Consider the following 12,325-nt stretch of genomic DNA (forward strand, 5'->3'; position numbering starts at 1 on the left):
ATTTCTTGTATCAAGCGAGCAACGAGTGGAGACATTGTCAGTCAAATCATAGGTACTGAAAATAATAATGATAAAAATTCTCATTGACACAATGAAAGCTGTCGCTTAAAATAAATGACAGTGATAATTATTATCAATATACATAAAGAGGAGTGGGGAACATGTCCAAAGTGGCATTTTCACAAAAAGGGGTACATAGTAGTCGTTTATTTGTTCTTATTTTATCATTTTTATTCATTTTAGCGGCGTGCGGTGGAGAAGATGCTGCTCAATCGCCAGATGAGGATGGAAGTGATGAGCAAGTAGAGGATAGCCAAGATGAGGAAGAGAGTCAAGGTATACGTGAGGTTGAGCATGCATTAGGCACAGCCGAAATTGACGGAAAGCCAGAACGCATTGTTACACTGTATCAAGGAGCAACAGATGCGGCGGTTGCATTAGGGATTACGCCGATTGGAGCAGTGGAGTCATGGGATCAGCAGCCATTCTACGATTACTTCGGTGATGCGTTAAATGATGTTGAGGTTGTCGGCTTAGAAACTCAGCCTAATTTAGAAGAGATTGCACAGTTGAATCCTGATCTTATTATCGCTTCACAAATTCGTCATGAGGAAGTGTATGAGCAGCTTTCAGATATTGCTCCGACTGTCGTGCATGAAACGGTGTTTGACTTCAAAGGGTCAGTTGAATTATTAGCTGAAGCAGCAGGTGAGGAAGAGAAAGCGAATGAAATTCTAACAGATTGGAACAATCGAGTGGCTGATTTCCAAGTCAAAATGGAAGAAAAATTAGAAGATGAGTGGCCGTTTTCTGTTTCTGTATTGAACTTTAGAGCGGATCATGCGCGTATATATGTAACTGGCTTTGCTGGTTCGATTTTAACAGAGCTTGGCTTTGGTTCTCCTGAAGGCCGTCAAGATGATGAGGATATTTTAATGCTAACAGATAAAGAGAGTATTCCTGAAATGAATGCAGACGTCTTCTATATCTTCTATGATCATACGGAAGGTGCGGTTGAGCAGAGCTTTGATGAATGGACGAGTCATCCATTATGGGATAATTTGGATGCTGTTCAACAAGATCAAGTGTTTGTGGTTGATGAAATTACTTGGAATTTAGCTGGTGGTATTTTGTCAGCGAATTTAATGCTTGATGATATTTATGAGCGGTTTGAGTTAGAACAATAATGACTGGTGCATAAAAGGGTAGGGAACGATTGCTTGAGTGTTCCCGCGCGTTTATGCAGAATCCACGGACAAAGGTAATGAAACCTTTTCCGTGGCTTTGTTGTTATTTTTGTTGTAAGAGTTTGTGAGGAGGAAGGTATGTATGTCATGGCGGTGAATACACCTTTTAAATGGATAGGCTTGGCCTTCGCTTTTATTTTATTTGTTAGCTCCTTTTGTTTGAGTGTCGCTTTTGGGCAAACCTCTATCCCATTAAGTGTCACGATAGATGCTTTCTTACATTATGATGAGTCAAACACAGAGCATATTATTGTGACGACTTCAAGGCTATCTAGAGCGGTTATTGCAACCGTTGTTGGTGCTAGTCTTTCTGTGGCTGGTGCGCTTATGCAAGCGTTAACGCGAAATCCATTAGCGGCACCAGATATTTTTGGGATCAATGCAGGAGCGGTCTTTTTTATTGTGTTTTCTGCTGCTTTTTTATCTGTACAATCGTTAATGCACTATATGTGGATTGGGTTTTTAGGAGCTGCGGTTGCCAGTGCACTTGTTTATTTTTTAAGTTCACTTGGAAGAGATGGTTTATCGCCTATCAAAATTGTTTTAGCTGGAGCTGCGATTTCAGCACTATTTATTTCATTTACACAAGGGCTATTAGTGTTAAATGAGCAAAGTATTCAGAGTGTTTTGTTTTGGTTGGCTGGTTCTGTTTCAGGGAGAAGTATGGATATGCTTTTGCCTATTTTACCTTATATGATTGCTGCGATGCTGATTGCTTTATTTCTAGGGAAGTCCATTAATTTGTTGCAGTCTGGTGAGGATGTAGCGAAGGGGCTAGGACAGCGCGTTATATTAGTGAAAATGTTGATCGGTATCGTAGTTATCTTGCTTGCAGGCGGTTCCGTTGCAGTAGCGGGATCAATTGGTTTTATCGGTTTAATTGTTCCGCATATGGTGCGTGGTGTCGTAGGCTATGATTATCGCTGGGTCATCCCCTTTAGTATGCTATGCGGAGCTAGTCTGTTATTGCTAGCTGATGTGGCGGCAAGGTTTGTGATTATGCCACAGGAGATGCCAATCGGTGTGATGACGGCTTTGATCGGTACGCCATTTTTCATTTATATTGCTCGTAGGGGGTTGTCGAAGAATGGCTAAGTATTTCACATTTCGAACGAAGTCAGAGTCGGTATCTATACAAATATACAAAAAGCCATTTATCGTCTTACTATCGCTCGTTGCCCTTACGATGATGTTATTTATTACATCGATGTCCGTTGGAAGCTCGTTGATTCATCCGTTCCATTCGATCAAGCATTTATTCGGCTTTGGGCTTGAGGAACATCATTTTGTTTTACACACATTAAGGCTGCCTCGAATTGTTCTTTCCTTCTTCGTTGGAGCAGCTCTTGGAGTATCGGGACTTATATTACAGGGGATCATACGTAATCCGCTTGCCTCACCAGACATCATTGGTATAACAGGTGGTGCAACAGTTGGTGCACTTACATTTATTGTGCTCTTCGCAGGTGCGGTTAGTATGCAGTGGCTTCCGTTAGCAGCTTTTTTAGGTGCAGCGATCGTATCGGTTGTGATTTATTTTCTCTCATGGAAGAAAGGTGTCACACCCATTCGCCTCGTTCTAATTGGAATTGGAGTAGCAGCGACGATGAGTGCATTGACGACAATGATGATCGTCCTAAGCGATACAATGGCTGTAACGAGAGCATATTTGTGGATGACGGGAAGCTTATACGGGGCGAACTGGCAAGATGTGTATCTTATCCTACCATGGGTGTTGATTTTCATACCACTTGCTCTGTTCTTTTCACGAGTTGTCGATGTGAAGGAGCTTGGAGATGATGTAGCAGTCGGTTTAGGGATACACGTTCAGCTCCATCGATTTATGTTGTTATTTGTTAGTGTCGCACTAGCAGGAGCTGCCGTGGCTACGGCAGGTGGAATTAGCTTTGTTGGCTTAATGGCGCCTCATATAGCCAGAATGCTGGCAGGTCGATCTTTTGCGAGTCTTGTGTTCATTTCTGCCTTTATTGGTGGAATGATTGTCATTATTGCTGACACGGTGGCACGTACGGCCTTTGTACCATTGGATATTCCAGCAGGTGTTTTCACTGCCGGCATTGGTGCACCATTCTTTATTTATTTGCTATATCGTAATCGAAATATGTAGAAGGAGCTGAGAGACATGAGTGTTCTTGAGACGAAATCATTGTCATTAGGCTATGGTGAGGGACTTATTATCGAAGAGTTAGATTTGCAAATACCAATTGGAGAAATTACGGTCTTTGTTGGAGCAAATGGGAGTGGAAAATCGACTCTGCTTCGTTCACTCGCAAGGCTATTAAAGCCCCAAGCGGGAGACGTTCTATTAGATGGCGATAACATTCGTAGCTTATCAACAAAGCAAGTGGCAAAGCGCTTAGCTATTTTACCACAAGGTCCAATTGCTCCGGATTCATTGACTGTACAGCAATTGATTAAGCAAGGCCGTTTTCCTCATCAAACGTGGTTAAAGCAGTGGTCGAAGGAAGACGAACGAATTGTTGATGAAGCTCTTGAAGTGACGAACTTAAAGGAGTTTGCCGACCGTCCTGTTCAATCGTTATCAGGTGGACAACGGCAGCGTGCTTGGGTCGCGATGACTCTTGCTCAGCAGTCAGATATCATTTTATTAGATGAACCAACGACTTACTTAGATATGACACACCAAATTGATGTGCTTGATCTCTTATTTGATCTGAATGAACGAGAGAAGCGCACAGTTGTGATGGTGTTACACGATCTTAATTTGGCTTGCCGATATGCTCATCAAATAGTGGCTGTATGTGATAAGAAGGTGTATACACAAGGAAAACCAGAAGAGGTGTTAACACCCAAATTGGTCAAGGATGTATTTCGGATGGAATGTGAGATTATAGAAGATCCTCTCTTTGGAACGCCTTTATGTATTCCCCATGGTAAAGGTAGGTATCGAGATATGACAACAAGTACGAGAAAGACGTCTTAGGTGGCCAAAATGAGTACAAGTGTAATAGAGAGATTAGATAGCTTTGACATAAAGCGATTAGGGGAAAGTGACATAAGTATTTCAACGATCGATTTACTTCAAGAGGAGAAAGCACTTGCTTATTTGCAAAATCAAAAAGAGAAGCTGAATGCACCAAATTTGGCGGTGGCTGCATCAATGTTGTCAAAGCGATATGCTTATTTAGTCGTAAGTTCAACTTTGTATAGTATGGTTGAACTGAATGGTGCGCCGTGCTTTCCGATGAAAGCGTGTGCCTTAACGGAAAAACGGGCACTATGTATAAATGAAGACGATTGTCCATGGCAAGAAGCACATGCTAACCGTGAAGAGTGGCGTACAGCAGTTTTTCAGGAGCTATTTGCTAACCATCTTACACCAGTCGTAGTAGCTCTACAACGTGTTAGCCGAATACCACAGACCATCTTATGGGAAAACATCGCCGTACGGATCAATTCGATTTATCGAAAGGCATTAGATGGTTCTGCTGGAAATGAAACAAAGCAACAAAGGATCTATGAAGATTTTCAATTTTTGAAAGAAGCAGACGGGGTGCTCTTTCAGTTGGAGGAAAACCCGATTAAACCGTATATGAAAATAGGAAAAGAGCTTCAGTGTAATCCCATTCGCCAAACATGCTGTATGTACTATCGTTTAAAGGAAAAGAGTGGAAAGGTAAGCTATTGTCAGGTGTGTCCAGTGAAAAAGTGAAGAATCTAAGTCGATTGTGATAACCTCATGAGGGAGGAAACGTTCTCTTCTCATGAGGTTAAACATGCGCTATTCATCAGTAATGGAATTGAATTTATATCCGAGGCCTCTTACCGTGATAATATAACGAGACTGACCCGTTTCTAATTTTTTTCTTAAATGATGAATATGAACCATAACTGTTCGAGTATCGCTCATTCCTTCTAGACCCCAAATTCGATCGTAAAGCTGGTCTATTGTAAAAACTTGGTTTGGGTATTGAGCTAAATGAAAGAGTAACTGCCTCTCTTTCGTAGATAAAGGGACTTCGTTTCCATTTAGCTTGACTTCTAAGCTACGGAAATGGAGCTCCAGTTGACCATCTGTCCACACGTTTGAATGAGATGTGGAGGTAGAACGTCTTAGCTGCGCTTTTACTCTTGCCACTAGTATATCTGGATCAAAGGGCTTTGTAATATAATCATCACCACCTAGCTGAAAGCCGTTAAGGATATCCTCGCTTTCTTTTTTACTACTCAAGAAGATAACAGGTGTCGTTGAGTATTCGCGAAAGCTTCTAATGATTTCAGTTCCCTCACGATCAGGAAGCATAATATCGCAAATGATTAACTGATAATCATATTGAGCTAGCATTTGAAATGCCATTTCCCCATTAGAAGCGACTGATGATTGAAAGCCTGCATGCTTTAAATAAATTGTGACAAGTTCTGCAATGTCTGCATCATCTTCAATGAGTAAAATATTGGTTGCTCCCACTTCATCACTCTCTTTTCTCTTCTTCATTTATAAACTGTACCGGTAAGGAAAAATAAAAATCGCTTCCTTTATTTAATTCACTATTTACATGTAATTCACCCTCATGATAATCAACAATCTCTTTGGAGATCGCAAGTCCAAGACCAGAGCCCTTTTCCTTTTTTGTTTGATAAAATCGTTTGAAAATAAGTTCATGCTCAGATGGGTCTATCCCTATGCCAGAATCGACGATATGAAGTATGACTTGTCCAGCCTTCGTTGGAGAAGGATGTTGCCATTCGAGAATAACTCGAATCGCCTCTCCTACAGGTGAAAATTTAATGGCGTTTGTTAGTAAATTCGAATATACTTGTTCGATTCGAAAAGGGTCGATGACCATTTCAGCGTGTTGAGTAGATGGGAATGGGTTACTTTCCTCGAATGAGAAATGAAGATCTTTTTCTAGTACCTCCCATTCGTATTTTTCAAATAATAGTTTGAAAAATGAACGAGCATCTGTGATTTTAAACTGAAAGTCTATTTGCCTCGTTTCTAACTTAGTCAGTTCTACTAAGTCGTCAATTAACCTTTCTAATAAAATCGTTCTTTCGTATATCCGATTCGCATACTTAGGAGCATTTTGAGTAATAATGCCGTCTCGCAATGCTTTTGAATAACCTTTGATCGAGGTGATAGGTGTACCTAGCTCATGAGAAATGTTTGATAATAATTGAGTACGAAACATTTCTGCCTGCTTTAATTTAGCTGTTCGTTCTTCCACCTTCACTTCAAGTCGTTCATTCGATTGCCGTAGTTTGTTAGATAATTGTTCAGCATCGTTTAATGCTTTTGAAAATCGTGATGAGAGATTGATTGATTGAGTGAATAGAAAAATTAATAAGCCATAGGATAAATAATCTCCTGTATTAATAATATCGTTATAAAACAATATGTCGTTAAGAGCAAATAGAAAGAAAAAGGCAAAACCAATCGCATTTGAAATAGAGCCTTTTCTTTTCCGGATGGCGGAAACAATATATATGTATAGTGTATATAAAATAGCTGGAAAGAGCATAAACCATGTAAACATAAAAATATAATTTGTGAAAATGATAGCTGGTGTCGATAAAACAAAGATAGAGAAAATAAGTAACATAATACTAATGATAATAGGTATGAATCGATTCGACTCTTTTGGGTATTCATAATGAATGAAGAAAACGAGCATAATGGCAGCAAAGGCAACGGACAAATATTCCATTTTGGACACCCATTCCCAATGTAGATGGGGGAATAAGTACAACGCAGTCGATTCACCTAAGATATTAATTCGGATACTTATAAAGAAGCATAGGAAGCTAAAAATAAGTGAAGTCTTTTCTCTTTTTCTAAAGAAATATATGAACATAAAGTAAATGGCCATCATGATGAATAAGCCATTGACAAACGATTGCATGGCGACATTGACAGTTCTTATATATGTGATCGTCTCAGCGGTGCCTAAATGAAGCCTTTCCCACATCCCACCATGTCTATGGTGAAAGTTAGATACTTGAATAATTAATTCGTTATTTCCAGGTTGTGCTTCAAAATAAATGACTTGAGGATAATTTCTTGGGGTAGTGTCATCTAAGGTCGTACCGACCGTGCCATTTCCCCCCTTCTCTTCTCCATTAATCCAAACCCGATAGGACGTTTCAACACGTTTAAAATAAAGACCAAATGTTGAGTTTGTCTCGATTTGTTCATTAGATAATATAAATGTTAATCGATAAGTTGCATAGCCCTGACTTGATAGGGGTGCACCCGCTATCGAGTATGTGGCCCATAAATCAGGGACGTGAACGTATTGAGACGAACGAGATGCGTCATCAAAGTCGCTAGGCTCCAATAATTCTTCCCAATAAAATTCCCACTCTCCTCTTAAATCGATAGTTTCATTAAGAGAATCCCAAGTATGCAAGTCGATGACCCCTTTTTGAACAGTGGCTTCTGCTTTGGCATGGTCATTAGAATAAAAAGCAGATATCATAAAAAATGCTACAATTAGTGCGATGTGTAGCCATTTCATAAAAGATTCCCCCAAATATAAACAATTATTACTATCATATCATGAAATATGTCGAAAATTTATAGAGGAATGAAGTCTAACAGAACTACTTGACGTAATCCTTAACAAAGATGGAATTTGAAAGAGGAGTGATCTGGAGGAGGGTGGGTCAGTGTAGGATGAATGAAAGTCCGGTACTTATTTGTTTATAGGAGAGTTTCCTTTAATAGAAGTGAATTAATGACATTATGATTTGAATAGAGTAATATTTTCTAATGATTTTTATACAGTATGCTATGTAGAATAGAAGAAAAGATTGTTTAAAAAGGGTGTGAACTTATGAATAAATTAATAAATAAGATTGATCAATGGACAAGTAATATTCTAGTTCATCCGAAACTACTAGTTACTTTCTATATTGTTAGTTTGTTACCCTTAGTGTTCGTTTCGTCATTTATGTATGTCAATTCTACTCAAGCATTAAAAGAAGAATTGGGGAGTCATATCGTTGAGACATCACGTCAGGTAGATTTAAGAATGAATTCATTCATCGGGGAAATGGAAGCGCTTTCTAGAATTGTGCATTTTGATCCGGATGTTCAGCGGTTTTTAAATTTAAAGGACCAAACGGAGCCTACATCTTTATCATGGCAACTTGATTTACGTAACTTTTTGAGAAACATTGTTTCACATCGTGAATATTTATGGTCTGTGTTTCTAATTAATGATCACGGGGGTGTTATTTATTATAGTGAAGATTTTGTTAATCCTGTCTTTGCAAGCTGGTGGCACCAAATTGAACTGGATCATGATTTTCATCATGACCCTATTTACCAAAAAATTGTTCACGAAAAAGAGTTTCTTTTATATCAGCCTCATAAATCTGATTATTATAACAGTGATTATGTTGTGACGTTTGGAGGAAGGTTATATCAATTGAATAAAGAGAGAGGAACCTTATTGTTTAATTTTGATCCAGATTATTTTGCGAGTATGAGTAATTCAATACATTTAGGTGATACAGGGTATGTAGCCATTTTTTCAGAAGAGGGAGAATTGCTTTTTGAACATGACAAGGTGACAGAGACTTTAATAAATGACTTACCAAAGTTCAATATATTGAAAGAAGAAAGTGGCTATGAATTAGTAGATTTAGGTGGAGAACAAACATTGATAGCCGTTAATACTTCAGAGAATACAGGTTGGAGATACGTTGGGGTCGTACCGTTTCATGAAGTATCGGGGAAAATAAGTTCCATTCAGAATGGGATTTATTTGATGGCTGTTACGTCATTGGTTATTATCTTCGTATTTTCTAAATACTTGGCTAGGGTGATTACAAGACCGCTATTCACGTTACAAAATTATATGAAATATGCGGAAGAAGGCAATTTATCGCTACGTGTACCGTTAGAACGTGAAGACGAATTTGGTATGTTAATGAGAGCCTTCAATCGGATGATTGAGCGGTTAGAACAGCTTCGTGATAAAGTATATGTTTCTGAAATAAGGCAAATGAAACTACAATTACTGAATAGAGAATCAGAGTTGAAAACATTACAAATGCAAATTAACCCTCATTTTCTATATAACACATTAAACACGATGAAATGTGTTGGGGAGGTTTATGATGTAAAGGAAGTGTCTGAAATGAGCGAATCACTTTCTGATATGTTTCGTTATAGCATAGATCATGATAAATATAAACTACTTGAAGAAGAAATAAATCATGTAAAAGCTTTTTTGAATATTATTCAAATTCGTTTTCCTAATCAAGTAGATTGTCATTTCGACATAGATTCAAGCCTATTTAATCTACCTGTTCTTAAGTTAATTCTTCAGCCGATTGTAGAAAATGCAGTCGAGCATGGGATTACGCCTAAAGGTTCTCGAGGAACCATCAATATCAGTGCCAGAAAAGAACCTAACGAATTATTGATCGAAATAATTGATGACGGGATTGGAATGACTAAAACGAAACTGAAAGAGCTTCAAGATACAATTTATAAAAAAACGGATTCGATTCAAGGGATCATAGTGAATTCTTCTCATATTGGCTTATCTAATGTTCATCAAAGATTGACATTAAGCTATCAGGAAAGCGGAGGTTTGGAGATAGATAGTCAATATCAGGTTGGAACAACTGTAACGGTTCGTATACCAATTCATAATGAGTGATGGAGGCGATGTCATGTTTCGAGTACTAGTGGTTGAAGATGAATTCTGGATGTGTGAAGGATTGAAAAAGATGGTTCGTCATTTAGATATCAATTTTATAGTTACAGACGTGGCTCATAATGGAAAAGAAGCACTTGAGAAAATGGAAGAACAAACGTTTGATTTGTTATTTGCAGATATTAACATGCCGATTATGGACGGGCTACAGATGATGGATGAAATGGAGAACTTGAAGTACAATGTGCCTGTCATTATTATTACAGGCTTTGATGAGTTTGAATATGCTCGAAAGGCTTTGCGCTATGGTGCAGTTGATTACTTGTTAAAACCGATAAAAAATGATGAACTGAGAGAAGTTTTGGAGCATTGGGAGTTGGAGCATAAAAAGCAATACAGTCTTTCCAATAACGAACCAAAAAGTTTAGAGTTTAATAATAGCGGTGCCGACCTCATACAATCGATTTTGCAACTTGTTGAGACTAACTATATGAAGGATTTGTCACTATCAATATTGGCCGATCAAGCAGGATATAATGCTTCTTACCTTAGCCGATTATTTAAGGTAGAAACAGGAAAGGGTTTTGTACAATATTTAAGAGATATACGAATGAAACATGCATGCTATTTGTTAATAAATAGTAAGTTGACAATTGAACATATATCGCAAAAGGTTGGATTTTTGGATGAAAAACATTTTAGAAGAACATTTAAAAAGGACTTAGGGATGACGCCTGGAGAATATCGAAAAATATATGGAAAGTAAAAAAAAGCCCCCTTAATGTAAAAAAGTGAGTCTAACTTAAAATTATTAAAGCGCTTACAATTAGTTGTAAGAAAGGAGGAGTAACAGTGTGATGCTTTCTGTTTGTCTAGGGGAAGGTAGAATGGGATAAGCGAGTTAAATATTTTACGTATAAAAAGACATTGGATAGGTAGGGTAGATACTATACTAAAAGGGGGATCTTTAAAATGAAAAAGTGGAACTTCTTCTTCGGGGTATGTGCATGTGTAATTCTACTAGCTGCTTGTGGTAGTAATGATGATACTGTTGGGAATGGAAATAGTGAGGATTCAAATAGTAATGATACTAGTAGTGATGAACAAGTTACATTACGTGTCATGGATTGGTATGACTCTACACTTGAGCAACGGGATGAATTTCATAGGAAGTTTATGGAAAAATACCCGCATGTAACAATCGAATATACAACACTTACACTGGATCAATTTAGAGATACTATTCTATCAGCGGTTCGAACAGGTGAGGCGCCAGATATCTTTCCTGTACCATTTGGGTTTAGATTACCTAATCTAGTTGAAGATGGATGGTATCAGCCACTAGAAGGTTTGGTTGATGAAGCTTTATTTAATGAATTTTCAGAAGGAACTTTTGTTGAAGGTATAACAACCGTAGATAACGATATTTATACGATACCTCAAAATTTACCTGCCTTTTCAACAATTGTTTTTTATAATAAAGATTTATTTAGGGAAGCTGGGCTAGATCCAGAACAGCCGCCTACTACGTATGAAGAATTCCGTGATTATGCAAAAAAAATAACAGAAGCGGGAAATGGGAATTATTATGGCATTATTGAAGGTGGAAGACAAACACAGCGTTGGACTACGACTGTTCAAGATTGGTCTTCTCTAAATGGGAGTGGGTTAAGCGAAGCAAGTCCAGTAAGTGTTTACACTGGGGAAGCACCGTTCCATACTGAAGCGGTATTAGATGTCTTTGACCTATTTGCAGGAATTGCTGATGATGGGAGTTATCATCCACAAACATCTGGTATTTCTGCACCTGAAGCGAGGCAGCTATTCGCAAATGGGGAAGCTGGTTTTATTATTCAAGGGATTTGGAATATCGGTATTTGGAATGAAAGTAATTCAGAATTAAATTATGGAGTAATGGCACCACCGCTTTCTAATGGAGAGAGAGATGGATGGATCAACTTAGTTAATATGCCTGGATTCGGTGTTTATTCACAATCAGAGCACCCAGAATGGGCTGCAAGATATTTAGAGGAGTACTATGGTGGAGATTACTTTCAGCAAGAGGTTGTACAAAATAACTTGGAGCTTTCGATTGTAGATGGGATTAACGAAGAGTATGCGACAGGAGAAATGTTAGAGGCGTGGCAAATTAATGAGGAGTTTGCTGCGGTAGGACCTAACCCCGCGACGAATCCAGATGTGTTACCTGTGTTTTCCGAGTATGTTGATGTAACACCGAATGTCGGGGAGATTTTGCAAGCTGTTGCGATAACGGGTTTACGTGATTATGAACAAATGCTAGAAGAATTATCGGAAAAGACAGATCAAGCACTAGAGAATGCTATAAATGAAGCTCAGGAAAAAGGTGCAAATGTGAGTATTGATGATTTTAGATTATTTGAATAGTTACTGACTTTGCTAGTG

The 12,325-nt window shown here is 38.4% G+C and carries 10 protein-coding genes; 8 read left to right on the top strand and 2 right to left on the bottom strand.

The genetic code is table 11. The features are described from left to right. The first annotated feature begins 161 nt into the window (after positions 1–161). From ACERJO_RS00615 to ACERJO_RS00635, 5 genes are all read left to right on the top strand, one after another. On the top strand, positions 162–1,187 hold the full coding sequence (locus ACERJO_RS00615; protein WP_373646261.1) for an ABC transporter substrate-binding protein: 1,026 nt from the start codon (positions 162–164) through the stop codon (positions 1,185–1,187). A 138-nt stretch (positions 1,188–1,325) separates the two neighbouring features. After that, positions 1,326–2,342, top strand: coding sequence for a FecCD family ABC transporter permease (locus ACERJO_RS00620; RefSeq protein WP_247105180.1), 1,017 nt, complete (start codon positions 1,326–1,328; stop codon positions 2,340–2,342). Next, positions 2,335–3,375, top strand: a complete 1,041-nt coding sequence (locus ACERJO_RS00625) for a FecCD family ABC transporter permease (protein ID WP_373646262.1) — start codon at positions 2,335–2,337, stop codon at positions 3,373–3,375. The genes ACERJO_RS00620 and ACERJO_RS00625 overlap by 8 nt, the downstream gene beginning before the upstream one ends. Positions 3,376–3,390: 15 nt before the next feature. Continuing rightward, complete coding sequence (locus tag ACERJO_RS00630) at positions 3,391–4,212, top strand: ABC transporter ATP-binding protein (protein WP_373646263.1); 822 nt, start codon at positions 3,391–3,393, stop codon at positions 4,210–4,212. A 9-nt stretch (positions 4,213–4,221) separates the two neighbouring features. Further along, positions 4,222–4,941 (top strand): IucA/IucC family C-terminal-domain containing protein, encoded by a 720-nt coding sequence (locus ACERJO_RS00635; RefSeq protein WP_373646264.1) that lies wholly within the window; start codon positions 4,222–4,224, stop codon positions 4,939–4,941. Between the two features lie 69 nt (positions 4,942–5,010). Here the strand turns inward: ACERJO_RS00635 and ACERJO_RS00640 are convergent, their stop codons facing one another. Together ACERJO_RS00640 and ACERJO_RS00645 are read right to left on the bottom strand one after the other, a co-directional pair. Continuing rightward, on the bottom strand, positions 5,011–5,697 hold the full coding sequence (locus ACERJO_RS00640; RefSeq protein WP_373646265.1) for a response regulator transcription factor: 687 nt from the start codon (positions 5,695–5,697) through the stop codon (positions 5,011–5,013). Positions 5,698–5,701: 4 nt separating this feature from the next. After that, on the bottom strand, positions 5,702–7,747 hold the full coding sequence (locus ACERJO_RS00645) for a sensor histidine kinase (protein WP_373646266.1): 2,046 nt from the start codon (positions 7,745–7,747) through the stop codon (positions 5,702–5,704). 318 nt (positions 7,748–8,065) lie between these two features. Here ACERJO_RS00645 and ACERJO_RS00650 point away from each other — a divergent pair, with 318 nt between their 5' ends. The 3 genes from ACERJO_RS00650 (at position 8,066) to ACERJO_RS00660 (ending at position 12,307) form a co-directional block, all read left to right on the top strand. After that, the gene (locus ACERJO_RS00650; RefSeq protein WP_247105186.1) at positions 8,066–9,904 is read left to right on the top strand and encodes a sensor histidine kinase; all 1,839 of its coding nucleotides are present in this window, start codon (positions 8,066–8,068) and stop codon (positions 9,902–9,904) included. A gap of 13 nt (positions 9,905–9,917) precedes the next feature. Beyond that, positions 9,918–10,667 carry a response regulator transcription factor gene (locus ACERJO_RS00655; RefSeq protein ID WP_373646267.1) on the top strand — a complete coding sequence of 250 codons (750 nt, stop codon included), beginning with the start codon at positions 9,918–9,920 and terminating at the stop codon, positions 10,665–10,667. A 206-nt stretch (positions 10,668–10,873) separates the two neighbouring features. Next, positions 10,874–12,307 (top strand): ABC transporter substrate-binding protein, encoded by a 1,434-nt coding sequence (locus tag ACERJO_RS00660; protein WP_373646268.1) that lies wholly within the window; start codon positions 10,874–10,876, stop codon positions 12,305–12,307. Positions 12,308–12,325 lie beyond the last annotated feature (18 nt).

Origin of the sequence: Halalkalibacter sp. AB-rgal2 (genome assembly GCF_041821005.1) — a bacterium.
Lineage (GTDB): Bacteria > Bacillota > Bacilli > Bacillales > Bacillaceae_D > Halalkalibacter.

Excerpts from the sequence above, each read along its gene's own strand:
- ACERJO_RS00615 (WP_373646261.1), top strand. The coding sequence starts at position 162 with ATGTCCAAAGTGGCATTTTCACAAAAAGGGGTACATAGTAGTCGTTTA.
- ACERJO_RS00620 (WP_247105180.1), top strand. The coding sequence starts at position 1,326 with ATGTATGTCATGGCGGTGAATACACCTTTTAAATGGATAGGCTTGGCC.
- ACERJO_RS00625 (WP_373646262.1), top strand. The coding sequence starts at position 2,335 with ATGGCTAAGTATTTCACATTTCGAACGAAGTCAGAGTCGGTATCTATA.
- ACERJO_RS00630 (WP_373646263.1), top strand. The coding sequence starts at position 3,391 with ATGAGTGTTCTTGAGACGAAATCATTGTCATTAGGCTATGGTGAGGGA.
- ACERJO_RS00635 (WP_373646264.1), top strand. The coding sequence starts at position 4,222 with ATGAGTACAAGTGTAATAGAGAGATTAGATAGCTTTGACATAAAGCGA.
- ACERJO_RS00645 (WP_373646266.1), bottom strand. The coding sequence starts at position 7,747 with ATGAAATGGCTACACATCGCACTAATTGTAGCATTTTTTATGATATCT.
- ACERJO_RS00650 (WP_247105186.1), top strand. The coding sequence starts at position 8,066 with ATGAATAAATTAATAAATAAGATTGATCAATGGACAAGTAATATTCTA.
- ACERJO_RS00655 (WP_373646267.1), top strand. The coding sequence starts at position 9,918 with ATGTTTCGAGTACTAGTGGTTGAAGATGAATTCTGGATGTGTGAAGGA.
- ACERJO_RS00660 (WP_373646268.1), top strand. The coding sequence starts at position 10,874 with ATGAAAAAGTGGAACTTCTTCTTCGGGGTATGTGCATGTGTAATTCTA.